This window comes from Winogradskya consettensis, assembly GCF_018332715.1.
In the GTDB taxonomy this organism is placed as follows: domain Bacteria; phylum Actinomycetota; class Actinomycetes; order Mycobacteriales; family Micromonosporaceae; genus Actinoplanes; species Actinoplanes consettensis.
Genome location: NZ_BOQP01000057.1, coordinates 70,364 through 93,154 on the forward strand (window position 1 = coordinate 70,364; position 22,791 = coordinate 93,154).

24 protein-coding genes are annotated in these 22,791 nt (G+C 69.9%); 17 read left to right on the plus strand and 7 right to left on the minus strand.

The features are described from left to right. Window positions 1–3 precede the first annotated feature (3 nt). Window positions 4–432: a DUF427 domain-containing protein gene (locus Aco04nite_RS43775; RefSeq protein ID WP_244876731.1), complete on the minus strand. Its 429-nt coding sequence runs from the start codon at window positions 430–432 to the stop codon at window positions 4–6. Window positions 433–468: 36 nt separating this feature from the next. Here Aco04nite_RS43775 and Aco04nite_RS43780 point away from each other — a divergent pair, with 36 nt between their 5' ends. The 5 genes from Aco04nite_RS43780 to Aco04nite_RS43800 all read left to right on the plus strand — a co-directional run bounded on the left by Aco04nite_RS43780 (window position 469) and on the right by Aco04nite_RS43800 (window position 3,217). Then, entirely contained in the window at window positions 469–927 is a 459-nt protein-coding gene (locus Aco04nite_RS43780; protein WP_213003090.1) for an aminoacyl-tRNA deacylase, read from the plus strand. Between the two features lie 22 nt (window positions 928–949). After that, on the plus strand, window positions 950–1,144 hold the full coding sequence (locus Aco04nite_RS43785) for a helix-hairpin-helix domain-containing protein (RefSeq protein WP_213003091.1): 195 nt from the start codon (window positions 950–952) through the stop codon (window positions 1,142–1,144). 113 nt (window positions 1,145–1,257) lie between these two features. Beyond that, complete coding sequence (locus Aco04nite_RS43790) at window positions 1,258–1,734, plus strand: hypothetical protein (RefSeq protein ID WP_213003092.1); 477 nt, start codon at window positions 1,258–1,260, stop codon at window positions 1,732–1,734. A 174-nt stretch (window positions 1,735–1,908) separates the two neighbouring features. Next, complete coding sequence (locus Aco04nite_RS43795) at window positions 1,909–2,316, plus strand: hypothetical protein (RefSeq protein ID WP_213003093.1); 408 nt, start codon at window positions 1,909–1,911, stop codon at window positions 2,314–2,316. 76 nt (window positions 2,317–2,392) lie between these two features. Further along, the gene (locus tag Aco04nite_RS43800) at window positions 2,393–3,217 is read left to right on the plus strand and encodes a hypothetical protein (RefSeq protein WP_213003094.1); all 825 of its coding nucleotides are present in this window, start codon (window positions 2,393–2,395) and stop codon (window positions 3,215–3,217) included. 304 nt (window positions 3,218–3,521) lie between these two features. Here Aco04nite_RS43800 and Aco04nite_RS43805 read toward each other — a convergent pair whose 3' ends face one another. Both Aco04nite_RS43805 and Aco04nite_RS43810 read right to left on the minus strand, forming a co-directional pair. Further along, window positions 3,522–3,884 carry a hypothetical protein gene (locus tag Aco04nite_RS43805; protein ID WP_213003095.1) on the minus strand — a complete coding sequence of 121 codons (363 nt, stop codon included), beginning with the start codon at window positions 3,882–3,884 and terminating at the stop codon, window positions 3,522–3,524. A gap of 622 nt (window positions 3,885–4,506) precedes the next feature. Next, complete coding sequence (locus Aco04nite_RS43810) at window positions 4,507–5,259, minus strand: DeoR/GlpR family DNA-binding transcription regulator (RefSeq protein WP_239158695.1); 753 nt, start codon at window positions 5,257–5,259, stop codon at window positions 4,507–4,509. Window positions 5,260–5,407: 148 nt separating this feature from the next. Here Aco04nite_RS43810 and Aco04nite_RS43815 point away from each other — a divergent pair, with 148 nt between their 5' ends. From Aco04nite_RS43815 to Aco04nite_RS43835, 5 genes are all read left to right on the plus strand, one after another. Beyond that, entirely contained in the window at window positions 5,408–6,700 is a 1,293-nt protein-coding gene (locus tag Aco04nite_RS43815; RefSeq protein WP_213003096.1) for an alpha-glucosidase/alpha-galactosidase, read from the plus strand. A gap of 90 nt (window positions 6,701–6,790) precedes the next feature. Further along, on the plus strand, window positions 6,791–7,678 hold the full coding sequence (locus Aco04nite_RS43820; RefSeq protein WP_213003097.1) for an SIS domain-containing protein: 888 nt from the start codon (window positions 6,791–6,793) through the stop codon (window positions 7,676–7,678). 23 nt (window positions 7,679–7,701) lie between these two features. Further along, a complete protein-coding gene (locus tag Aco04nite_RS43825) occupies window positions 7,702–9,021 on the plus strand; it encodes an ABC transporter substrate-binding protein (protein ID WP_213003098.1) in 1,320 nt (439 codons plus the stop codon). Then, entirely contained in the window at window positions 9,021–9,968 is a 948-nt protein-coding gene (locus tag Aco04nite_RS43830; RefSeq protein ID WP_213003099.1) for a carbohydrate ABC transporter permease, read from the plus strand. The genes Aco04nite_RS43825 and Aco04nite_RS43830 overlap by 1 nt, the downstream gene beginning before the upstream one ends. Next, the gene (locus Aco04nite_RS43835; RefSeq protein WP_213003100.1) at window positions 9,965–10,786 is read left to right on the plus strand and encodes a carbohydrate ABC transporter permease; all 822 of its coding nucleotides are present in this window, start codon (window positions 9,965–9,967) and stop codon (window positions 10,784–10,786) included. The genes Aco04nite_RS43830 and Aco04nite_RS43835 overlap by 4 nt, the downstream gene beginning before the upstream one ends. 48 nt (window positions 10,787–10,834) lie before the next feature. On the opposite strand, the gene Aco04nite_RS43840 is transcribed toward Aco04nite_RS43835, so the two are convergent. Continuing rightward, on the minus strand, window positions 10,835–11,737 hold the full coding sequence (locus tag Aco04nite_RS43840) for a carbohydrate kinase family protein (protein WP_213003101.1): 903 nt from the start codon (window positions 11,735–11,737) through the stop codon (window positions 10,835–10,837). Window positions 11,738–11,906: 169 nt separating this feature from the next. Here Aco04nite_RS43840 and Aco04nite_RS43845 point away from each other — a divergent pair, with 169 nt between their 5' ends. The 6 genes from Aco04nite_RS43845 to Aco04nite_RS43870 all read left to right on the plus strand — a co-directional run bounded on the left by Aco04nite_RS43845 (window position 11,907) and on the right by Aco04nite_RS43870 (window position 16,845). Beyond that, window positions 11,907–12,881: a 1-phosphofructokinase family hexose kinase gene (locus Aco04nite_RS43845; RefSeq protein ID WP_213003102.1), complete on the plus strand. Its 975-nt coding sequence runs from the start codon at window positions 11,907–11,909 to the stop codon at window positions 12,879–12,881. 40 nt (window positions 12,882–12,921) lie between these two features. Next, a complete protein-coding gene (locus tag Aco04nite_RS43850) occupies window positions 12,922–13,770 on the plus strand; it encodes a class II fructose-bisphosphate aldolase (RefSeq protein WP_213003103.1) in 849 nt (282 codons plus the stop codon). A gap of 114 nt (window positions 13,771–13,884) precedes the next feature. Continuing rightward, window positions 13,885–14,268 carry a GNAT family N-acetyltransferase gene (locus Aco04nite_RS43855; RefSeq protein WP_213003104.1) on the plus strand — a complete coding sequence of 128 codons (384 nt, stop codon included), beginning with the start codon at window positions 13,885–13,887 and terminating at the stop codon, window positions 14,266–14,268. Window positions 14,269–14,280: 12 nt separating this feature from the next. Next, on the plus strand, window positions 14,281–14,541 hold the full coding sequence (locus tag Aco04nite_RS43860; protein ID WP_213003105.1) for a GNAT family N-acetyltransferase: 261 nt from the start codon (window positions 14,281–14,283) through the stop codon (window positions 14,539–14,541). A gap of 57 nt (window positions 14,542–14,598) precedes the next feature. Beyond that, on the plus strand, window positions 14,599–16,194 hold the full coding sequence (locus Aco04nite_RS43865) for an MFS transporter (RefSeq protein WP_213003106.1): 1,596 nt from the start codon (window positions 14,599–14,601) through the stop codon (window positions 16,192–16,194). 45 nt (window positions 16,195–16,239) lie between these two features. Beyond that, complete coding sequence (locus Aco04nite_RS43870) at window positions 16,240–16,845, plus strand: TetR/AcrR family transcriptional regulator (protein ID WP_244876732.1); 606 nt, start codon at window positions 16,240–16,242, stop codon at window positions 16,843–16,845. Between the two features lie 63 nt (window positions 16,846–16,908). Here the strand turns inward: Aco04nite_RS43870 and Aco04nite_RS43875 are convergent, their stop codons facing one another. Beyond that, entirely contained in the window at window positions 16,909–17,838 is a 930-nt protein-coding gene (locus Aco04nite_RS43875) for an alpha/beta fold hydrolase (protein ID WP_213003108.1), read from the minus strand. 81 nt (window positions 17,839–17,919) lie between these two features. Here Aco04nite_RS43875 and Aco04nite_RS43880 point away from each other — a divergent pair, with 81 nt between their 5' ends. After that, complete coding sequence (locus Aco04nite_RS43880) at window positions 17,920–20,940, plus strand: ATP-binding protein (RefSeq protein ID WP_213003132.1); 3,021 nt, start codon at window positions 17,920–17,922, stop codon at window positions 20,938–20,940. Here the strand turns inward: Aco04nite_RS43880 and Aco04nite_RS43885 are convergent. Continuing rightward, a complete protein-coding gene (locus Aco04nite_RS43885) occupies window positions 20,924–21,487 on the minus strand; it encodes a hypothetical protein (protein ID WP_213003109.1) in 564 nt (187 codons plus the stop codon). The two genes, Aco04nite_RS43880 and Aco04nite_RS43885, sit on opposite strands and share 17 nt — an antisense overlap. A 43-nt stretch (window positions 21,488–21,530) precedes the next feature. Then, window positions 21,531–22,769, minus strand: a complete 1,239-nt coding sequence (locus Aco04nite_RS43890) for a saccharopine dehydrogenase family protein (protein WP_213003110.1) — start codon at window positions 22,767–22,769, stop codon at window positions 21,531–21,533. Window positions 22,770–22,791: the final 22 nt, after the last annotated feature.

Genomic DNA, 22,791 nt, shown 5'->3' on the forward strand with positions numbered 1-22,791 from the left:
CCGTCAGCCGCCGATGACGATGGAGTCGACCCGGTCGGGGTAGAACGCCACGTGGTCCTTGATCTCGGCCACGGCGTCGTGCGGGTGCTCGTACACCCAGATGGCGTCCACGGAGCGCTCGCCGCCCGCCGGGACGGAGTAGTAACTGGCGTCGCCCTTGAAGGGGCAGTAGCTGCTCGTCCCGGTGCGGGTGAGCAGCGCGGTGTCGACGTCGGTCAGCGGGATGTACTGCACCGCCGGGTACGTCGACTCCTGCAGGGTGAGCGCATTGGTGCTGTCGGCGACGACCTTGCCGGCCACCGTCACCACCACCCGCTGCGGCGTCGGGGTCACGGTGATGGGGTGGTCCGGGCCGGGCTGCAGGACGGGCTTGTCGGCCATGACGACCTTCTTTCTGTACGCGGACAGGTCTGCGACTGAGTTCAAGGACACCCGCCGGAAAATATTCCACGGAGATATCGTGATCACGTGTCGTCAGCCCTCACCGCCGTGTCAGCAGCCGGACTCGACCACCGCGTCGTGACCCACGGCCCGGTCAGCAGCGTCACCGAGGCCGCCGAGGCCCAGGGCGTCGAGATCCAGGACCTCGTCAAGAGCCTGGTGGTCCGCCGCGCCGCCGACGACTACCTGTTCGTCCTCGTGCCCGGCGACCGGCAGATCTCCTGGCCGAAACTCCGCACCCTGCTCGGGGTCAACCGCCTCTCCATGCCCGACGCCGCCACCGCGAAGGACGTAACGGGCTACGAGCGCGGCACGATCACCCCGTTCGGCTCCCTGCGCCCCTGGCCGGTGATCGCCGACGAGCGCCTGCGCGGCCGCACCATCAGCCTCGGCGCCGGCGTCCGCGGCAAGGCCCTGCAAGTCGCCGCCGACGACACAGTCGCCGCCTTGAGCGCCACCTGGGCAGACGTCACCGATTCAGCCTGACCCGTCCATTACCGTGCCCGTCATGGCAACTTCTCTCGACGAACTCCCCAGAATCGGCGCACCGGCCACCCGCGCCCTGCACAGCGCCGGCCACATGACACTGCGCGACCTCGCCGGCGTCCCGAAGTCACAGGTCGCCGCGCTGCACGGCATGGGCCCCAAAGCCCTCGGCATCATCGAGGCCGCACTAGCGGAACACAACCTCGCCCTCTCCTGACAACCCCACCGCGCCCGAGAAGTTGATCGGAAGAGACGACACTGGACGAGGCAGTCATACACCACCGTGAACAATGGGCGGCGGCCCCCGCCGTACGAGGAAAGGTCTTGATCATGGGTTGGAACACCTCGGTGCTCTTCCGTCAGGACGTGACGGTGGACGAGGCTGTGGACGACCTCGCCATCACTGATTTCAGCGGCGAACTGGTCGGAGCCGACCAGGCTACGAGCGCCCTCAAGCCCGACGCCCTCTATGCCGCCGAGTCGGATGGCTGGGTGCAGGTCTGGAACCCGATGATGGATGTCGTCATGGGCTGGGAGCCGACCGACCAGGCCAACGCTTTGATGGTCTTCTTCAGCAGCGTTTCGAGCACATACGGCTTCACACTGTTCACGCATGGCGAACGCGCCCGGCATTACGTCTACGCCGACGGTGTGGCAGTCGAGGACGAAGGAACCCCACTGCCGGTCGAGGCCGATATCGCCCTGCCGTCCTGGGGTCCCGACGAGGACTTCCTGTGGTCGATCATCACGGCAGTCACCGGTCTCCGGTACGACGAAGAGCTGCAGTACCGCGTCTACCCAGTGTGACGGACCATCGCTGGCCATCGCTCACGACCAGCGGCAGAACAGTGTGCGGCGGGGGGCGTTGAGCCTGCCGGTATGCGCGCTGAACGTGGGCCGTGCGCGTATCGGACCCCTCGCGGCCGGCGTCGCTGCCATGATCGGGCGGATGCGGACCGGTTCAGACGACGGAGAGGCCAGTTGCGACGCTACAACTGCCGATGCGGGAAGAAGCGGTATCGAAATGAACAGGCCGCTCTGAACGCGGCGGCTCGCGACCAGGACACGCACGGGGAGGAGCCCGCGGTCTATCGCTGCCCGGGCGGGCTGGCCTGGCATCTGAGCGCGCACGGGTTCACGCCGGAGGCTCTGCCGACAGTGGGGCGCCGGCTCGCGTACGCGCTGCTGAAGGGCGGCGTGATCAAGCTGGACGATTTCGCGCGTCCGCGACGCGTCCGGCAGTGCGCGCAGCAGATGATCGGGCTGAGGTTGGCGCTGCCCACGGATGCCGACGGGCTGCGGGCAGGCGACCGTACGGGGCTGAGCCGGGTGGTACAGATCGGCCTGGACGGCTACGCAGAGGAGCAGTCACGCCCACCTGCGACGTAACCACTCTCGTTCAGCGTTTGTCGCACACCGCAACCCTGGAACCGCGATCTGCCACCCGCCCTGAGCCCAAGGTCGGATGCCGGTCGCCGCGCGCGATCGGCGGCAGATCAGTGAGTTGATCTCGTGGTGGGAAGCTGCTTGGCTCGGTTACGTGAGTGCAGCTGAAGATCTGACAGTAGCCGTCCAGCCGAAGGCGGTGGTGGTTGGCGCAGGTGAGTGGTTGGGAAGGGCCTTGGAGCCGACGGGCTTCCGATGGATACCTGGTCGGATGCGGTTGGAGCGCCGCGTCGGGGTCCTTGTGCATCAGGTTCACCTGCAGGCCAGCCGCTACAACCGAGCGGACGAGTGCGTCAGGGTCGGCACGATGCTCAATGTGCGTGACGGAGTTCTGCGGAAGTGGCGTCGAGGCAACCCAGAATCTGTAGTGCCTCCCGCCGACGACTTCGTCTGTGGTCACCTCTTGGGTTACGCCTCCGGACGGGCTGGCGGTTACCTGTACGGCGACGCCTCGGATGGCGACATCGACCTGACGGATCTCAGGATGCGGCGGCAGCGTCTAGAAATCTTCGCCGACATGTTCAGGCAGGCGGTACTGCCTTGGTTCGACGAGGCCAGCGACCCGGAACGAGTCGCCACCTCGAGAGCCGGCGACTACACCAATCGCCCGTCCGCACTGGTTGAGTGGCTGGCCAGCCGTGATCGCGTAGCGCAGATCGGCACGTACGTCCACCGCTATCTGGCCCGCACGCCCAGCGCTCAGCAGCGATACGAGGCGGGGCGAGCCAAAGGTGAGGCCGGCTTGCCGCATGCCGAACTCCAAGGCGGGGACATGGCTGAAGAGCTCGGCTGGTCGGTAGCGAAGCTGACGCCCCTCGCTATAGGTGCGCGATCAGCGGCATGAGAGCGTGCCGCCGGAATAGTGGTTGAAGATCGGTTTGTTGCTCGATCGCGGCAGGGTTGCGGTCATTGCTGAGGCGAAGTGCGGTATGGGCGGGGCCTCGCGAAGAAGACGCGCAGGATTTCCTCCGTTACGCAGGAATGCTGCCCGTGTCCGGCTTGTACGCGTAGAGCCGCCACGTCGCCCATGTCGCGTCCATTCACGCCGGACTCGCCACCGGTCGTGGACTTTGGTTGAGTGCTTTCACGTGCGCGCGTTGCTTGTCGTGTCACGCCCTGGGTGTGACGCAGAGTCCGGTGTTTGTTGGTTAGTAGGCGGCGGCGTACTTCACCAGCCAGCGGTTGGTGAACCGGCTCCAGTCGAACAGGTCACCGGCGGCGCGTCTGCGGTCACGTTCATGGTCGGCGGTGGCCTGTGCCCGGTGGGAGTTTGCCTCACGGAACAACGCTCGTGCGGCCTCGATCCAGATCAGCTTGCCGTCCGGTGTCCGGGCTTCGGGAGAGTCGTGCCGCAAGCGGGTGGTGTGGCCGAGAGCTTTTCCGAAGGCCCGCCGAACCTTGTGCTCGCGCCGGAACTCTTCGGTTGCCGCGGAGTAGTTCCGGCGCCGTGTCGGGTCACGCATCCACGCCAGTTCAACGGTCGTGAAGATCTCCAGCTGAGCGTATTTCATTTCTTTATTGTTCTCAGGGTGTTTCATGATCGGAAGGGTGGGTGTGCCATTGTCGGGTTGAGGGGGATCACACGAATTTGAATGGCGGATAGCGAGTATTCGGATAGCCATGAAGTTGTGGTGGATGGATCCCGGGAGGCGATTCTCGTGCTCAGCGCGCCACGAGTTCGTTGGCCGTCTTGTTGTCGTCGGCAGATCCGGGCACTTGTGCCTCGAGAGGTATCTTGATTGTTTGCGCGCAGTGTGAGCGGGCCCGCGAGCGACCGTCGCCGTAACGGAGTCGTCCGGGTCCGCGAGTGGTGCCGGTCCCTACGAACATTGCGGCACTGGGTGCTGGACAACCTGGCGCCGAAGCCGCGAACGAAGCCACCTCTTCGTTCGCGGACACCTTCCAGGCGTGACGGCTCACTCTGTGTCGTCGAATTGCTGCCCAGGGTCGGTGATGGCCTCCTGCCGCCGTCACCCACGACCGCTCAAAACCCACGGGCCACTCACATCGTTCCCCGGCATCAAGCGCACTCACACCAGGCCCCCGCACCAGGCCCCCGCACCAGGGCCCCCGCACCAGGGCCCCCGCATCAGGTCGGCCCGTGTCAGGCCGGCCCGTGTCAGGCTGGAGTTGTCACTTGCCGTCGGCGACGATGACCTCGGTGCCGGCTCGGCGGATGGCTTCGATGCCGGTGGGGTCGGCGGAGTCGTCGGTGACGAGGGTGGCGACGTCGGTGATGGAGCAGATGCGGGCGAGGCAGATCTTGCCGACCTTGGAGCCGTCGGCGACGACGATGACCTTGTTGGAGCGGCGGATCATCTGGGCGTTGGTGTTGGCCTCGATCTCGTCGTGGGTGGTGAGGCCGCCGCGGGCGCTGATGCCGTCGACGCCGACGACGGCGACCTCGATGTTGAGGCCGGCGAGGGCGTGGTCGGCGATCGGGCCGACCAGTTCGTAGGACTGGGTGCGGGAGACGCCGCCGGTCATGATGAGTTTGAGGCGGGGGCGCAGGGCGAGCTCGCCGCCGATGTTGAGGGCGTTGGTGACCACCGTGAGGTCGACCCGCTCGGAGAGGATCCGGGCCAGCATGTGGGTGGTGGTGCCGCCGGTCAGCCCGAGCGTGAGCAGGCCCTTGGGCAGGATGTCCGCGACCCGTTTCGCCACGAGCATCTTCGCCTCGCGGTGCTGGCCGCTGCGGTACTGCACCGGCAGCTCGTAGGCGAACTCGGCGGCCTTGGCGCCGCCGTGGTTGCGGACGACCAGGCGCCGTTCCTCGAGGTCGCGCAGGTCGCGGCGGATCGTGGCGGGGGAGACCTCGAACTCGTCGGCGAGGTCGCGGGCGTCCACGGAGTCGGTGCTGGCGAAGCGTTCCAGGATGGCTGACATCCGGTCCGCTTTGCGTATCGAGGTTCGTGCCATGGGAGTCCTTCGCAAGGTCGTGGCGTTTGACCAAACGCGCAGTCAGGCTAGTTCGTTTCTGAGCGAATAGCCAAGATTCCTTGCGCGTCTGTGAATAACTACTGACACTCACGCCATGACAGTGATCGCCTTCCTCGGCGCCGGCAGCGTGGTCTTCACCCGCGAACTGCTCGCCGACATCCTCTCCTTCGACGAACTGCGCGGGGTCACCCTCGCGCTGCACGACATCGACGCGGAACGGCTCGAGACCGCCGAGGCGATCGCCCGCCGGACCGCCTCCCAGCTGGGCGCCGAGCCGGTCATCACCACCAGCCTCGACCGCCGGGCCGTGCTCGACGGCGCCGACTTCGTCATCAACGCCATCCAGGTGGGCATGCACGAGGCGACCGTGCGCGACTTCGAGATCCCGGCGAAGTACGGGCTGCGCCAGACCATCGCGGACACGCTGGGCATCGGCGGGATCTTCCGGGCACTGCGTACGTTCCCGGTGCTGCGCGGGATCGCCGACGACATGCGCGAGTTGTGCCCGGACGCCTGGTTGCTGAACTACACCAACCCGATGGCGATGAACATCGGTTACCTCGCGGCGGTCGCGCCGGACCTCAAGGCGGTCGGGCTCTGCCACTCGGTGTTCTGGACCGTGCACGACCTCTGTGAGCTGCTCGGCGTACCCCTGGATGAAGTGGAGTACCGCGCGGCGGGCGTGAACCACCAGGCCTGGCTGCTGCGCTGGGAGCACCGCGGCGAGAGCCTCTACCCGCGGCTGGACGAGCTGCTGGCCAAGGAGCCCGAGCTGCGCCGGCGGGTACGCATGGACATGTACTCGCGCATCGGCTACTTCCCGACGGAGACCAGCGAGCACTCCAGCGAGTACGTGCCCTGGTACCTGCACCACGACAGCGAGATCGAGCGCCTGCGCATCCCGGTCGGCGACTACCTGCGCATCAGCGCGGACAACGTCGCCGAGTACCACGCGACGCGCAAGTCGGTCCTGGCCGGCGAGCCGCTCGACATCAGCCGGGAGGCCACGGAGTACGCGCCGCAGGTCATCCACAGCATCACCACGGGAACGCGCAGGATCGTGCACGCCAACGTCGCCAACACGGGTCTGATCACCAACCTTCCGCAGGGGTACGCCGTGGAGGTGCCGTGTGTCGTGGACGCTCTCGGCGTACGCCCCGAATTCGTCGGTGACCTGCCGTTGCAGTGCGCGGCACCCAACCGCGGCTTCATCAATGTCGGCGAACTGACCGTCCGTGCGGCGATCACCGGCGACAAGCGGATGGTCCGCCAGGCCGCGATGGCCGACCCGAACACAGCCGCGACCCTCACCGTGGACCAGATCTGGTCGCTGTGCGACGAACTGACCGCGGCACACGGCGATCTCATGCCCGAAGCGCTCCGATAAGCGCGGATGTGCAGCAAGGTGAGCAACATGGATTGCTCGTTTGTTGTTCACATCTTGTGAAGCGAAAACAAACGAGCATAATCCTGCACCATGAACGCCACGTCCGAGGAAATCGCCAGCCAGCCCGCCGTCTGGGAGCAGGCACTCACGCTCACCGCCGAAGCCCGTGATCAGCTCGCCGCCCCCGGCGAGCGGGTCCTGATCATCGGGTGCGGTACCAGCTGGTTCGTCGCCCAGTGCATCGCCGAGCTGCGGGAGAGCGCGGGCCTCGGCGAGACAGACGCGGTGTGCGCCTCGGAATACCGGCCTCGCCGCCGCTACGACCGCGTGGTGGCGATCAGCCGGTCGGGCACCTCCACCGAGGTGCTCGACGCGCTGCGGCAGGTGCCGCAGGGAACCCACCGGGTAGCCGTCACCGCGGTGCCCGGGATGCCCATCGACGACCTCGCCGAGGCCCGGATCCTGCTCGACTTCGCCGATGAGAGCAGCGTCGTGCAGACCCGCTTCCCGACCACCGTGCTCGCCCTGGCCCGCGCGGCGTTCGGCGAGGACCTGACCCACCTCGCGGACGACGGGCGGGCGGCACTGTCCGCCGCACTGCCCGCCGATCCGGCCACCATCGAGCATCTCGTGTTCCTCGGCACCGGCTGGACGGTCGGACTCGCTCACGAGGCGGCGCTCAAGGTGCGCGAGGCCGCACAGGCGTACTCCGAGTCGTACCCCGCAATGGATTTCCGGCACGGACCGGTGGCTGTCGCCAATGAGCACAGCCTGGTCTTCTCCTTCGGCGGTGTCCCCGCCGGTCTCGACGACGTCGGCCGCTCGGCCGGCGCCACCACCTACCGCGACGACCGCGACCCGCTCGCCCAGCTCGTCCTCGCCCAGCGTTTCGCGATCGCCCTGGCCGCCCAGCGTGGCCTCGACCCGGATCACCCCCGTTTGCTGACCCGCTCGGTGGTACTCACCGACGCGGTCTGACAAGAGATCGAGGTTCGGCAGTGATGACAACTTGGACCGGCCGGCGGGCCCGGCTTATGGCCGTGGCGAGCACGGCCCTGCTGCTCGCCGCGTGCAGCGGCGGCACGAGCGACGACGGTAAGGACGCCGCGGCGGGCTACGACCCGTCGGCTGCCGTCACCATCACGTGGTGGACCGGGCAGACCATGGAGGCCGAGAAGGTCGCCGAGAGCCTCGCTGCCGAATACCACACCGCCCACCCGAACGTCACGATCAAGACGTCGGCGGGCGCCCCGACGACCGACGACCTGCTCACCAAGCTGTCCGCCGGGTTCGCGGGTGACAGCTACCCCGACATCTCGTACGCGTTCGGCAGCTGGGCCGGCGAGCTCGGTGCCAGCGGCCGCACCCAGGACATCACGTCGTTCGTGAACGACCCGTCCTTCGCCTGGAACGAGATCCCGGAGGCGGCCCGGCTCACCGCCACCTCCGCCGAGGGCAAGGTCATCGGCGTCCCCGCGCTGGTGGACAACCTCGCGATCATCTACAACAAGAAGCTGTTCGACGCCAAGGGCATCGCGTACCCGACGAAGGACTGGACCTGGCAGGACTTCCGCGACGCGGCGAAGAAGCTGACGGACCCGGGCACCAACACGTACGGAACCGCGTACTCGGTCTCCGGCAGCGAGGACACCACCTGGCACCTGTGGCCCCTGCTCTGGCAGAACGGCGGCAAGATCCTCGACGGTAAGAAGCCCGCCTTCAACTCCGCCGCCGGGGTGACCGCGCTGGAAACCCTGCGCGCCATGGCCGTCGACGACAAGTCGATGTACCTCGACCAGACCGACGAGAAGTACATGCCGCTGTTCGCCAGCGGTCGCGTCGGCATGGTCATCAACGGGCCGTGGTCGCTGCTCGACCCGCTCAAGACCTCGAAGGTCTCGTACGGCGTGTCGGTGCTGCCCGGGACCAACGGTGACCACCAGACCATCTCGGGCCCCGACCTCTGGGTGCTGTTCGACCATGACAACGCCAACCAGGCCGGTGCCTCGCGGGACTTCGTCAAGTGGCTGACCAGCTCCGGGACCGACGCCAAGTGGAACCTCGCCGTCGGCAACCTGCCGTTGCGGACCTCGGAGAAGAGCAGCCCCGAGTTCGCGGCGTACGTCAAGGAGTACCCGGGCGGCCAGGAGTTCTTCGACAACCTGGCCAACGCCAAGCAGGCCCGGCCGACCGTCGAGGGCTACGAGGCGATGAGCCGCAACGTCGGTGACGCGATCGCCGAGGTCCTGCAGGGCGCCAAGCAGCCCCAGCAGGCGCTCGACGACGCGGCCAAGAAGTCCGAAGGGGCGCTGGAGGACTGATGGCTGTCACGTTCGCGGCGACCCCGCGTACGCAGCAGGAGAGCGCACCCCGGCCGCCCAGGCGGCGCGGCCGGGCCGCCCGCCGCAACCTCGTCGGCTGGGGCTTCGCGGCCCCCGCCACCCTCGTGGTGGTCGGACTGTCGATCTTCCCGGCGGTGTGGGCGTTCTTCATCTCGCGTACCAAGTGGAACGGCATCGCCCCGGCGACCGACCTCGGCTGGCGCAACTACGAGCGCATCGTGCAGGACCCGGACGCGGTCGCCGCGGCGAAGCACACCCTGCTGCTCACCGTGCTGTTCGTGCCGGGCTCGATCCTGCTCGGCATCCTCATCGCGGTCGCGCTCAACCAGAAGATCCGGCTGCTCGGTTTCTACCGGACCTGCATCTTCGTGCCCTACGTGGCGTCCGCCGCCGCGACCGGCATCCTCGCGAGCTTCGTCTTCAACCCGCAGTTCGGGGCGGCGAACGAGGTGCTGCGCCGGATCGGGCTGCCCACCCAGGGCTTCCTGGAGAATCCCAATCAGGCCCTGGTGGTCATCTGTCTCATCGCGCTGTGGGGCGAGGTCGGCTTCTGCGCGGTCATCTACCTCGCCGCGCTGCAGGACATCCCCGCGGAGCTGGTCGAGGCGGCGACGGTGGACGGCGCGAGCCGGTGGCGGGTGTTCCTGCACATCACGCTGCCGGAGCTGCGCCCGGTGACCGTCTTCACCACGATCTGGCAGACCATCACCGCGATGCAGCTGTTCGACCTCATCTACACCACCACCCGCGGCGGCCCGATGAACAGCACCCAGACGGTCGTCTACTACATCTACGAGCTCGCGTTCCAGACCCAGCGGCTCGGCTACGGCGCGGCGCTCGCGTACCTGTTGTTCGCGGTGACTCTGCTGCTCACGCTCGTCGTGATGTGGTACAGCCGCCGCAACGGATCGGAGTCGTTGCGATGAAATGGCGTCTTCCGTTCAGCCCGTGGCACCTGCTGCTCATGCCGCTGGCGCTCATCTTCGTGCTGCCGCTCGTGCAGATGGTCCTGACCTCGTTCATGAGCGCGCAGGAGATCAACCAGTTTCCGCCGAAGTTCATCCCGACCAGTCTGCACCTCGAGGGCTACCGCACGTTGCTGAGCGAGTCGCACATCGTGCGCTGGTTCGCCAACACCGTTCTCGTGTCGGCGATCGCGGTGGTGTCGCACCTGATCCTGTGCTCCCTGGCCGGCTACGGGTTCGCGCGGCTCAGGTTCGCGGGCCGGGGCCTGGCGTTCGTCGTGATCGTCGCCACGGTGATGGTCCCGATGCAGCTGCTGATGATCCCGACGTACCTGATGTTCGCCCGCATCGGCATCGTGGACACCCTGGCCGCGGCGTTCGTACCCTGGCTGGCCTCGGCCTTCGGCATCTTCCTCATGCGGCAGTTCTTCCTCGGCCTGCCCGTGGAGCTGGAGGAGGCCGCGCGACTCGACGGCGCCGGCACCCTGCGCACGTTCGTCAGCGTGGTGCTGCCGCTCGCCCGTCCGGCGCTCGCGACCCTCGCGATCTTCACGTTGCTGTCGAGCTGGAACGATCTGCTGTGGCCGCTGGTGGCGATCTCGGACGACACGAAGTTCACGCTGCAGGTCGGGCTGGCCAGCTTCCAGGGCACCCGGCGCACGGAATGGTCGCAGCTCATGGCGGGCAACGTCATCGCGACGCTGCCGCTGATCGTGGCCTTCCTCGTCGCCCAGCGCCGGTTCATCGCGACGATGACCTTCACCGGTCTGAAGGGGTGATGCGTGACCCGGCGGAAGTGTTCCGCCTCCGCCGGGTCACGGCGTTTTCTACGCTTCGAGGTCTGCGCGGGTGGCCTGGGCGGCGGTTCCTCCCGCTGCCCGGGTGCTCAGGGAACCCGCGGCGGCGGCCCAGCGGATCGCTTCCGCGACCGGCAGTCCGGCGAGCCGGCCGGCCAGGAAACCCGCGTTGAAGCTGTCACCCGCCCCGGTGGTGTCGGCCACTTCGACCGTACGCCCGGGAGCGGACGATTCGCCGTCAGGTCCCCAGGCCCGTGCGCCCGCCGCGCCGTTCTTCATCACCACAGTGGTGCCCCGCGCGACCAGCTTCGCCGCGGCCCTGTCCACGTCCTGCTCGCCGGTGACCGCCCGCAGCTCGTTCGCGTTCGGGAGGAACACGTCGGTGTGCGCGAGGATGTCCTCGATGGAGTCCCAGCGTTCGGCGGGATCCCAGTTGGTGTCCAGCGAGGTGGTCACGCCCGCGGCGCGTGCTCGTGCGAACACCCCCGCGAGGCCCGCGGCCAGACCCGGCTGCAGATAGAGCGATGCGACGTGTACGTGACGGGTGGCCGCCAGGTGCTCGTCCGTGACGTCCTCCGGTCGCAGGGCAGGGATCGTGCCCGGGAGCGTCAGGATCGAGCGGTCGTCGTCGTCCGGGGTCAGGATGACGCTCAGCCCCGTGGGGATCTCCGGCGCGGTCCTCGCGAGCAGCAGGGCGACGCCGCGCTCCTCGAGCCGCTGGCGGGTGATCGCCCCGAACACGTCGTCGCCGAGCGCGGTGAGCAGCGTCGTGCTCAGCCCGAGCCGCGCGCAACCGGCGGCCGTGATGGCCGCCGAGCCGCCGAGCACGAGGTCCGCGCCGGTGAGCAGCTGCTCGGCCTGCCCGAAGCGGGGCCGGACGTCGCCCCGCAGCACCAGGTCCGGATTCGCGTCCCCGACCACCAGAACGTCCATGTCTCTCCCGCCCTTGGTTGTCCATATGAACAACTCAGAATGCTCACTTGCCGGTCCATGCCCACGAATAGCAGGCCGAGAGCACCATACGCGCACAAACGGCTATTGACACCTGTTCGTTCGATCAGTTGAATCGGCGACACCCCAGGCAAACGAGGCTGCTGAAACGATGATCGTCACGGTGACCCTGAACCCCGCGCTCGACCTGACCTACACGGTCGACGCGCTGGTCCCGCACGGCACCCACCGGGTGTCCGCGGTGGCCGAGCGTCCCGGCGGCAAGGGGCTCAACGTGGCCGGCGTGCTCGCCCAGCTCGGCGAGCCGGTCGTCGCCACCGGCCTGCTGGGCGGCTCCACCGGGGCGCGCATCAGCGACCTGCTCGCCGGGCACGGGATCACGGCGGCGTTCGTCCCGATCGCGGGGGAGACCCGGCGCACGGTCGCGGTTGCCGACGGCGACGACGCGACCGGCTTCTGGGAGCCCGGCCCTCTGGTGAGCGCGCACGAGTGGACAGCCTTCCTTGACCGTTTCCGCGCGCTGGTGGGCGCGGGCGACGTCGTTGCGCTGAGTGGATCGCTGCCGCCCGGGGTTCCTGCCGACGGTTACGCGACGCTGATCCGGCTGGCCGCCGATGCCGGCGCGCAGACCGTGCTCGACACCAGTGGCGAGGCGCTGCGCCACGGTCTGGCCGCCCGGCCCGACCTGGCGAAACCCAACGCGGCCGAGCTCGCCGAGCTCTTCCCCGCCGAGCCCGCCGAGCCCGCCGAGCCCGCCGAGCCCCGTGCGGCCGGTGTGGCCGGTGCGGCCGGTGCGGCCGGTGCTTCTGCTGCGGCCGCCGCGGGTGTGCTGGCGTGCGGGGCGCGTGCCGTTGTCGTCTCCCGGGGGCCGCTGGGTCTGCTCGCGTCGGATGCCGGCGGGGTCTGGGAGGCCGCTCCCCCCGAGCGTCTCGCGGGCAATCCGACCGGCGCGGGCGATGCGTGTGTGGCCGCCCTGGCGCGGGGGCTGCGCGATCGCACGCCGTGGCCGGAGCTGCTCGCCGACGCCGTGGCGCTCTCCGCGGCGGCGGTTGCCGCACCGGTCGCCGGCTCGGTCGACCTGGACACGTACCACCGCCTGCTCCGGGCCCTGCCACCCCGCACCTGACCAACCACCCCTCACCTGCACCTGATCGGAAGGTCCACCCTTGTTCACACCTACCGGCGAGATCGTCGCGGCTGCCCGGGAATCGGGCAGCGGGGTCGGCGCCTTCAACGTCATCACGATCGAGCACGCCGAAGCCGTGGTCACCGGGGCGGAGAACGCGGGCCGGCCCGTCGTCCTGCAGATCAGCGAGAACGCGGTCCGCTTCCACCACGGCCGGCTCGCCCCGATCGCCGCCGCCGCGCGGTCGATCGCCGAGAGCTCCTCGGTCCCGGTCGGGCTGCACCTCGACCACGTGGTCAGCGACGAACTGTTCGACCAGGCCGCCGCGTGCGGATTCGGCTCGGTCATGTACGACGCGTCGCTGCTGGCGTACGAGCAGAACGTCGCCGCCACGGCAGCTGCCGTGCGCCGGGGGCACGAGCGGGGGCTCTGGGTGGAGAGCGAGCTCGGCGAGATCGGCGGGAAGGACGGCGCGCACGCTCCGGGCGTACGCACCGATCCTGCCGAGGCGGCGGCCTACGTCGCGGCAACCGGCGTGGACGCCCTCGCGGTCGCGGTCGGCTCGTCGCACGCGATGGCCACCCGCACCGCGCGCCTCGACCACGACCTGATCGCCCGCCTGCGCGACGCCGTCGGCGTGCCCCTGGTCCTGCACGGCTCGTCCGGCGTCCCGGACGACGAACTGCGCGCCGCCGTCCGAGCCGGCATGGTCAAAATCAACATCGGCACAGCCCTGAACAAGGCCTTCACCGCCGCCGTACGCGAGACCCTCGCCGCCGACCCCAAGCTCACCGACCCCCGCCGCTACCTCACCTCCGCCCGCGACGCGATGGCGGAAACGGTCACCGCGGCCCTCCTTCTCCTGGCCCAGCCGGTCACGCCGCGCTGACCCCCTCCAGGCTTTCGCCCCACCCGGTTCCGTCGCGCTGAGCCCTTGCGTGCGTGGTCACGCGACCGGGAAATCGGTGGGTGGCTTGTGCCGTCGGCTGCGATCATGCGGGCCGTGAATGACGACGGTTTGTGGTACGCGATGCCGGTGCTTCAGGGTGAGCGGATCCGGCTGGAGCCGCTGGCGATAGAGCACGCGGAGGCCTATCTAGCGGCCGTGGGCACACCCGAGGAAGCCGCCGAGATCTTCCGATGGCAGAGCCCGGCCGGTGGGGCGCTGGCGGTGCCGGCCACCGTGGACGATGCGCGCGGGCACATCATGAGCGCGCTCGCCGCCCGGGCGCGGGGTGAGCGGTTGCCATATGCGCAGATCGAGGTGGCGACCGGGCGGTTCGTGGGGACGACGTCGTTCGCCGGGCCGGATCCGGTGCTCCGGACGGTGACGATCGGGTACACGTGGCTGGGGCGGGAGTTCTGGGGGAGCGGGTACAACGCCTAGTCGAAGCTGCTCATGCTGCGCTTCGCGTTCGAGGGGCTGCGGGCGGTCCGGGTCGTGCTGGTCACCGATGTCCGCAATGTCCGGGCGCAGCGGGCGATCGAGCGGCTCGGGGCCGTTCGGGAAGGAATCCTGCGCAAGCACCGGCGTCGTGCCGATGGTTCCTGGCGGGACACCGTGGTGTTTTCGATCGTGGACGACGACTGGGCTCAGGTGTGTCGCCGCTCACTTTCGATACGAGACGGTTCCGTATCGGAAAGCCGGCAGCTACCTTGATTGACGATACGAAACAGTTCCGTATCGTATCGCGGTCGAGCTCGGGAGAGCACACTCATGGATCAACCACAGGCAGTGCAGCCCTCAGCGGGGCATCCCCGGCGCTGGGCCATTCTCGGCGTCCTGGTCATCAGCCTTCTCGTCGTCGTTCTGGACAACACCGTCCTGAACGTCGCCCTGCGCACCATCGCCGACCCGAAGCACGGCCTCGGGGCCGACCAGGGTCAGCTCGAATGGGCCATCAACTCCTACACCCTCGTCTTCGCCGGTCTGCTGTTCACCGCCGGCATCATGGCCGACCGGTTCGGCCGGCGGATCAGCCTGGCCCTCGGGCTCGGTGTCTTCGGCCTGGCGTCGCTGATCTCGGCGTACTCGCAGACGCCCGGGCAGCTGATCGGTGCGCGGGCCCTCATGGGCCTCGGTGCCGCCGCGGTCATGCCGGCGACGCTGTCCATCATCGCCAACGTGTTCGAGCCGCACGAGCGGGGCCGCGCCATCGGCGTCTGGGCCGGGGCCGTCGGGCTCGCCGTCGCGATCGGGCCGGTCATCGGCGGGCTGCTGCTCGAGAACTTCTGGTGGGGCTCGGTCTTCCTGATCAACGTGCCGGTCGTGATCGTCGGCATCGTCCTGCTGTTCGTGCTGGTGCCCGAGTCGCGTGACCCGAAGCCCGGGCGCATCGACTTCGTGGGCGTGCTGCTGTCCGTCATCGGGCTGTCGCTGCTCACCTATGGCGTCATCACCGGTGGCGAGGACGGCTTCGGTCACCCGCAGGCCTGGGGGACGCTCGCCGGCGCCGCGATCGTGCTGACCTCGTTCGTGCTCTACGAGCGGCGCATCTCGTTCCCGTCGCTGGACGTGAAGCTGTTCAAGAACAGCACGTTCTCCGCGTCCACCGGCATGGTCGGGCTCGTGTTCTTCGCGAGCATGGGCGCCATGTTCTTCAGCGCGTTCTACCTGCAGCTCGTGCGGGGCTACGGCCCGCTGGCGTCCGGCGCGCTGTTCGTCCCGTTCGCCGTGGGACAGCTCGTGTTCGCGCCGCGCAGCGCCGCCATGGTCAAGCGGTTCGGCCCCAAGGCGGTCGGCACGGTCGGGCTGCTGCTCGTCGCGGCCGGGCTGTTCGGCTGGGTGTTCATCGGGGCGAGCACGCCCATCTGGATCGTCGGTGCCCTGTTCTTTCTCATGGGTGTCGGTATGGCCAACGTCATGCCGCCTGCCACCGAGACGATCATGGCCGCTCTCCCGCGGGAGAAGGCCGGCGTCGGATCCGCGGTCAGCAACACCGTCCGGCAGGTCGGCGGCGCCCTCGGCGTCGCGGTGCTCGGAGCGATCCTCTCCTCCTTCTACCGTGACGACATGGAAGCCGCGACACAGGCCCTGCCTGACGCCGCGCGGGAGGCGGCGCAGGAATCCATTTCCGGTGCGTACGGCGTCGCGTCCCAGTCCGGGGCCGCGGGGCAGGCGCTGATCTCCAGCGCGAACGACGCCTTCCTGTCGGCGATGCACTACGCCGCCATCGGGACGACCGTCTTCGCCCTGCTCGGCGCGCTCGTCGCCGCGATCTGGCTGCCGGGCAAGCGCCCCGCGCAGGCACCGGCGGCAACCTCGGCGGAGGGTCTCGCCGAGGAACAGGGAGTGGAACTGGTCGAGGCATGACACCCGTCGTGGCGAGCAAGTGAAACCTCGGTAACAATGGATGACATGACTACCGACACGGAAGCCGGCCAGTGGCGCAAGGCACCTGGCCGGCCCCGTGACGCCCGGGCCGACGACGCGATCCTCGAGGCCGTGATCGCCCTGCTCAGCTCCGGCCAGAGCGCCGCCGCCATGTCGATGGAGGCGGTGGCGGCGAAGGCCGGGGTGGGCAAGGCGACGCTCTACCGGCGCTGGCCCAACAAGGAGACGCTGCTCGTCGACGCGATGCTGCGGATGAAGGGCCCGCCGCCGGTCCCGCAGGGCAGGTCGCTGCGGGAGGACCTGATCCTGCTCGCGACCAGGCCCATCGGCAAGGACAACGAGAAACACACCCGGGCGACGGCCTGCCTGCTTCCGGAGATCGCCAAGAACCCGGAGCTGTACGACGTCTGGCAGCGCGTCACCGAGCCCCGCCGCAACGTCACCCGCGAGGTGCTGCGCCGCGGTATCGAGACGGGTGAGCTGCGGGCTGACCTCGACGTCGAGCTGACCACGCTGATGCTCAGTGCCCCGTCGATGGCGCAGAACCTGTTCCACTTCAACCCCGCTGTGCCGGCTGAGGGGCTCGCCGAGAAGATCGTCGACGCGATCCTGCGCGGGGCGGCTGCCTGACCGCGGAGCAGGGCGGCCGGCTCAACGCGCGGCCGCGCTGCTCCGGGCGTACCCCCATGGTGGTTATCGGGCCAGGAGCGTGCGCAGAGCCTTGACCACCGTGGCCGGGTCCTCCTCGGCCATGAAGTGGCCGCTCGTCACGGTGTCGTGGGTGAGGCCGGGGGCCCAGGCCCGCCAGACCGCGGCGGCGTCGTAGCCCAGCGCGGCACCCCAGTCCTGCTGCAGCACGGTCACGGGCATGCGGAGTTCGGTGCCCGTGTCCCGGGATGCCTGGTCCTCGGCGATGTCGATCCGCGCGGACGCCCGGTAGTCGGCGACGATCGACGGGACCGCCTCGCGCGACGCCCGCAGGTACTCGGCGCGGACCTCCGGCGGGATCGAGGCGGGGTCGTTCATCGAGGCTGGGTCGTTCGTCGAGGCTGGGTCGTTCGTCGAGGCGGCGTCGTTCGTCCAGGCGTCCAGGAAGTACGCGAAGAAGTCGTCCGGGGCCGCACCGATCATCCGCTCCGGGAGACCCGGCGGCTGGGCCATGAGGTACAGGTGGAACGCGACGGCCGCGTTCACGCCGTGCAGCACGCCCCACATGTCGAGGGTCGGCACGACGTCCAGGATCGCCAGGTGGCTGATCGCCTCCGGGTGGTCCAGGCCGGCGCGGAAGGCCACCAGGGCACCGCGGTCGTGCCCGGCGAGCGCGAACCGGTCATGGCCGAGCTCCCTGGCCAGCGCGACGATGTCCGCGGCCATCGTCGACTTGGCGTACGCCGTACCGTCGCGATCCTCAGGCTTGTCGCTCGCGCCGTAACCGCGCAGGTCCGGGCAGATGACGGTGTGGTCGGCGGCGAGATCGGCCGCCACGTGCCGCCACATCAGGTGGGTCTGGGGAAAACCGTGCAGCAGCACGACGGGGGAGCCCGACCCGCCGACGACGGCGTGCAGGGAAACCCCGTCGGCTACGGGGACGGTGACTCGGTCGAATCCGGTGAACGTGGTCATGCCGCCCAGCCTGCGCGCGGGTGATGAGCGGCGGATGAGCGGCGGATGAGTGCCGGCTCCTACGATGGTGACTTGAGCGCGATGACATTCAGGGTGCTCGGGACGGTCGGTGCGGTCAGCGCGGGCGGTCCCGTGGCGCTCCGGGGTGCGCGGCCGCGGGCGGTGCTGGCGCGGCTGCTGATCGCACGGGGGCGGGTCGTCTCCGTCGACCGGCTCGTGGAGGACCTCTGGGAGACACCGCCGGAGGCTCCGGTCGCGGCCATCCGCACCTTCGTCGCGGATCTGCGGCGGGCCCTGGAACCGGACCGCGTTCCCCGGCAGCCCGCATCGGTGCTGGTCACGACCCCACCCGGCTATCTGCTCCGGGTCGCGCCCGATGCGGTCGACGCCTGGCTCTTCGAGCGTCTGGTCACCACGTCCGCCGCTGCCGGAGATCCCGGGGAAGTGCTCGCCAGGCTGGAGGAGGGCCTTGCGCTCTGGGCGGGTCCGCCATTCGCCGAGTACGCCGACCGGGGCTGGGCACGCGCCGAGATCGACCGTCTCGACGAGCTGCGGATGCTCGCCGTCGAGCGGCGGGCTGCGGCGTTGATGGCGCTCGGGCGGGCCGCCGAGGCTGTCGCCGGGTTGCAGGCGCAGGTGGGGGAGCGGCCGTTGCGGGAGGACGCGTGGCATCTGCTCGCCACGGCGCTCTACCGGTGCGGGCGCCAGGGTGAGGCGCTCGGTGCGCTGCGGCAGGCCCGGGAGGTCCTGGTCACGGAGCTGGGCGTCGATCCGGGGCCGCGGCTCAAGCAGCTCGAGGCCGACGTGCTCGCTCAGGCGCCGCACCTTTCGGGGTTGCATCGTGGCGCGGCGTCTGCGGCGCCACTTGCCGAGCAGTCTGGCGGGCGGGCTGATCCGGGGCGGCGGTTCGTCGGGCGGCGGGGTGAGCTGGGTGAGCTGATGGCTGCTGCCGGCGAGGCGGAGACTCGGGGCCGGCCGGTGCTTGCGCTCGTCGGTGGGGAAGCGGGCGCGGGGAAGACCGCCCTGGCCGAGGCGCTCGCGCGGGAGCTCGCCGGGCGTGGCTGGGCGACCGTCTGGGGGCGTAGCCCGGAACACGAGGGCGCGCCGGTCGTCTGGCCGTGGGTGCGGGGCGAGCGGCTGACCGGTGGGAGCGGGCCGGTGCTGCTGATCGCCGACGACCTGCACCGGGCCGACGGTGACAGCCTCGACCTGCTGACCGGGCTGCTCGATGACCCCGGTGAGGGCGCGGCTCTGGTGATGGGTACGTACCGCGAACACGAGGTCGGGCAGGCGCTGGGCGGAGCGCTCGCGAGGTTCGCGAAGGCCGAGCCGGTGCGGGTGCGGCTCGGTGGTCTCAGCGAGGACGAGACCGGTGCGCTGGTCGGGGACGTCGGCGAGCAGGCGACGCGGACGATCTACCGGCGCAGTGGGGGCAACCCGTTCTTCGCGCGGGAACTGGCCCGGTTGCACGCGTCGGGGTCGGCGATGGGGGACGTTCCGGACGGCGTACGCGATGTCATCCGGCACCGGCTCACCCGGCTGCCGGACGGCGCGCAGGACGTCCTGCGGCGGGCGGCCGTGCTCGGGCGCGACGTGGACCCCGAGGTGCTGGGCGGGTTCGCGGGCGTGGACGTGCTGGATTCGCTGGACGCGGCGCTGGGTGCGGGGTTTCTGAGCGAGTCGGCGGGCGCGGTCCGGTTCACGCACATCCTGGTGCGGGACACGCTCTACGACGACCTGTCCGCGCTGCGCCGGGGCCGGTGGCACGCGGATGCCGCCGGGGTGCTCGAGAAGGTGCGCCCGGACGATCACGCCGCGCTGGCGCACCATTTCGCGCACGCCGCAGGGGCCGACGCCGTGATGAAGGCCGCACGCTACGCACGGTCGGCGGCCGAACGGGCAGAAGCGCGCAGCAACCCGCACGAGGCAGCAAGACTGTGGCGCCAATCGCTCGCGGCCTGCGACCGCGCGGCCCCCGAACGGGCGGGTAGCGCCCGGGCGGCTGGCGACCGGGCGGATGGTGGCCTCGGGCGGGAGCGGTTGACCGCCGTCATGGGGCTGGGGCGGGCGCTCGCGGTGATCGGGCACCTCGACCGGACGCGGGCGTTGCGGGCGCAGGCGATCACCGAAGCGGCCGGGATGGGCGACCGTGACCTGCTCGCCCATGTGCTGACCGCGTTCGACGTGCCCGCGATCTGGCCCCGCAACGACGATCAGGAGCTGTCCGGCCGGATCGTCGCGGCGGTCGAGAGCGCACTTCCGGGAGCACCGGATGCGTTACGCAGCCGGCTTCTCAGCACGCTCGCGCTCGAGTTGCGCGGCGACACCGGCGGCCGGGGCCGGGCGGCGGCGATCGAGGCCGAGCTGCTCGCCCGGGAGAGCGGCGACCCCGCGCTGCTGGCGCCGGCCCTGAACGCACGGTTCATGCACACGTTCGAGCAGCCCGGTCAGGCCCCCGCACGCGCGGCTGTCGGCGCGGAGCTGACGGCGCTCGCCGCGGCGCACGGGCTGGTGGTCTTCGAGGTGCTCGGCCGGCTCATCCAGCTGCAGTCGGCGTGCGCGCTCGGCGACTTCCCGGCGGCGGATCGGCACGCCGCCGCGGCGGATCGGCTCGCGGGCGATTACGACCTGCCGATGGTCGGGGTGTTCACCTCGCTCTACAGTGCGCTCCGCGGCGATCGGGACGTGGTTGCGTACCGTCGAGCCTGTGCGCAGCTGGCCGGGGCGCACATGCCCGGAGTGGCGGACGGCCTGCTGGGTCTGATCCTGGTGTCCGTGGGTGAGACGCCCGGGGGCGGACTGGGACCGTATGAGCCCTGGGCGCGGCCGGGTCTGCTGCTCGCGGCGGGGAAGCGCGCGGAGGCGGCCGACGCGCTGCGTGCCCTGCCGGAGTCTCCGCACGACCTGCTGTGGGAGGCGCGGCTCTGGCTGGCGGCGCGGGCGGCGATCGACCTCGGCGCCCGCGACGTGATGGCGCAACTCTACGAGGAGTTGCTCCCGGCCGCGGGTGAGACGGCCGGGGCACAGAGCGGGATCCTGTCGTTCGGCCCGGTCGACGCCATTCTCGACGAGCTGTCCCGGTCGATCAGGAGTCGAGCGTGATCGCCGTGATGAGGAAGACGAGCAGCGCGACCGGAATGGCGAGCCCGATGATGGTCATGGGACGCAGCAGCAGGCGTTTGCCCGGATTCATCGGCGGGCGGCTGGGGCCGAACGGATTGGGCTGCGGGACGCCGAGATTGGCGACCTTGCCCCGCTTGACCAGATTGATCAGGACGGTGATCGGCGTGATGATGAACGACGCCCAGCCGTACCAGCCCTGCACCAGCGTGCGGGACGTCATGGAACGGAACGTGGCCAGGCCGCAGTCGCGGCAGAACGGGCCTTCCGCGCTGAGGAAACGCATGAAGATGATGAATCCCTGGTGCCCGCGGAACGTCACCGGGGCCGCGGGCACGCTGCCGCACATGCGGCAGGCCGTGACCGCGAAATGGCCGTTCGGGACCTGCGCCTGCTGAGCGGCATAGGGCGCTTCGGAATACGGCGCGGGGGTGTGCGGGACGGCCGCGGGTGTGGCCGCACCGAATTCGGTGGGTGCGCCGTAGAGCAGCTCAGGCCGGGGCTGCGCGGGGGGAACGGGGTGGGACACGGACTCACCTCAGGAATCGATGCGGGTGCGGAGCTGCGTCAGGCTAATTGCTCGCGACGCGTTCCGCAGCCCCGATTTCCATTCCGGCGTTCCGCAGCCGGGTCACGAGGGCGTCGCCGATTCCCGTCGCCGGGGTGAGCACGCCGCCCGGTGACGGCGGCAGCGCGTCACGGTCCAGGGCGAGCGCCAGCGCCGATTCGCCGAGCATGACGGCCGTGGCGGCGTATCCGGGATCGCCTTTCGCCTTGAATCGCGCGGAGAACCGGGCGCCTGTCGTGGTCGTGGTGAAGATGTCCATCGTGAAATGGCCCTTGCGGCGGGCGCTCTCCGACGGGCCGTCGCCCGGTTTCGGCAGGATACGGTCCAGGACGATCCGCGTGGGCCGCAGGGCGAGACCGGCCATCAGGGCGCCCAGGCCGATTTTCGTGGCGGCCGCGCGAACCGGCGACAACGGCCCGGTGCCCGTGCTGATCGTCTCGCGATATCGGAAACCGCGACCGTACGCATACCCGCGCAACGCATTGCTGCGCCGCACGATCCGGGTGTTGTACGACGCCATGACGAACGGCGCGAGCGTGCCCCGCAGCGCCGGATCCACGTCCCGGGCGGCGACCGTGACGATGTCCTCCTGCCGGCCGAGGTCCGGCTCGGCGTCCCGGTCGGGCGTGAGCGAATACGGGCTCGCCGCGATCCGCCTCGCCGCCCGGTCGGCCCGCACGGTGTCGAGCTGGGTGCGCATCGAGTCGACGGTGCCGCCGCTCGCGCCGCCGTTCATGCTCGTGACGACCAGCGTCGTGCCGGTCAGCTCGCCCGCGCCCGCCCCGGTGACGGCCGAGTGCAGAACGTGCACGCCGATGTCCGACGGGATCGAGTCGAACCCGCACGAGTGGACGATCCGCGCACCCGTCTTCGCGGCCAGCTCGTGGTTGTCGTCGATGCTCTTCCGGACGAACAGCACCTCACCGCTCAGGTCGGCGTAGTCGGTGCCCGCCTGTGCGCACGCGTGCACGAGCGCGTGGCCGTACTTCGCATAGGGCCCGGCCGCGCTGATCACGACCCGGGCGGACGCCGCCAGCCCGGCCAGCGCCGCGGTGTCCATCGCGTCGGCGACGATGACCGGCCAGTCCACGCCGAGCCTGGCGCGCACCGCGGCCAGGCGCTCGGGTGACCGGCCGGCCAGCGCGATCCGCGTTCCCGTTGGGGCGTGCGCGGCCAGATGCCCGGCGACGAGCACCCCGGCGAAGCCGGTGGCGCCGTAGACGACGATGTCGTGATCCCTCATCGCCTGATTGTGGACGTGCCCG

Coding starts and splice junctions, on each gene's coding strand:
- Aco04nite_RS43785 (WP_213003091.1), top strand. CDS start 950: ATGGCAACTTCTCTCGACGAACTCCCCAGAATCGGCGCACCGGCCACC.
- Aco04nite_RS43790 (WP_213003092.1), top strand. CDS start 1,258: ATGGGTTGGAACACCTCGGTGCTCTTCCGTCAGGACGTGACGGTGGAC.
- Aco04nite_RS43800 (WP_213003094.1), top strand. CDS start 2,393: ATGCCGGTCGCCGCGCGCGATCGGCGGCAGATCAGTGAGTTGATCTCG.
- Aco04nite_RS43805 (WP_213003095.1), bottom strand. CDS start 3,884: ATGAAATACGCTCAGCTGGAGATCTTCACGACCGTTGAACTGGCGTGG.
- Aco04nite_RS43810 (WP_239158695.1), bottom strand. CDS start 5,259: ATGTCAGCCATCCTGGAACGCTTCGCCAGCACCGACTCCGTGGACGCC.
- Aco04nite_RS43815 (WP_213003096.1), top strand. CDS start 5,408: ATGACAGTGATCGCCTTCCTCGGCGCCGGCAGCGTGGTCTTCACCCGC.
- Aco04nite_RS43820 (WP_213003097.1), top strand. CDS start 6,791: ATGAACGCCACGTCCGAGGAAATCGCCAGCCAGCCCGCCGTCTGGGAG.
- Aco04nite_RS43825 (WP_213003098.1), top strand. CDS start 7,702: ATGACAACTTGGACCGGCCGGCGGGCCCGGCTTATGGCCGTGGCGAGC.
- Aco04nite_RS43830 (WP_213003099.1), top strand. CDS start 9,021: ATGGCTGTCACGTTCGCGGCGACCCCGCGTACGCAGCAGGAGAGCGCA.
- Aco04nite_RS43835 (WP_213003100.1), top strand. CDS start 9,965: ATGAAATGGCGTCTTCCGTTCAGCCCGTGGCACCTGCTGCTCATGCCG.
- Aco04nite_RS43840 (WP_213003101.1), bottom strand. CDS start 11,737: ATGGACGTTCTGGTGGTCGGGGACGCGAATCCGGACCTGGTGCTGCGG.
- Aco04nite_RS43845 (WP_213003102.1), top strand. CDS start 11,907: ATGATCGTCACGGTGACCCTGAACCCCGCGCTCGACCTGACCTACACG.
- Aco04nite_RS43860 (WP_213003105.1), top strand. CDS start 14,281: ATGCTGCGCTTCGCGTTCGAGGGGCTGCGGGCGGTCCGGGTCGTGCTG.
- Aco04nite_RS43865 (WP_213003106.1), top strand. CDS start 14,599: ATGGATCAACCACAGGCAGTGCAGCCCTCAGCGGGGCATCCCCGGCGC.
- Aco04nite_RS43870 (WP_244876732.1), top strand. CDS start 16,240: ATGACTACCGACACGGAAGCCGGCCAGTGGCGCAAGGCACCTGGCCGG.
- Aco04nite_RS43875 (WP_213003108.1), bottom strand. CDS start 17,838: ATGACCACGTTCACCGGATTCGACCGAGTCACCGTCCCCGTAGCCGAC.
- Aco04nite_RS43880 (WP_213003132.1), top strand. CDS start 17,920: ATGACATTCAGGGTGCTCGGGACGGTCGGTGCGGTCAGCGCGGGCGGT.
- Aco04nite_RS43890 (WP_213003110.1), bottom strand. CDS start 22,769: ATGAGGGATCACGACATCGTCGTCTACGGCGCCACCGGCTTCGCCGGG.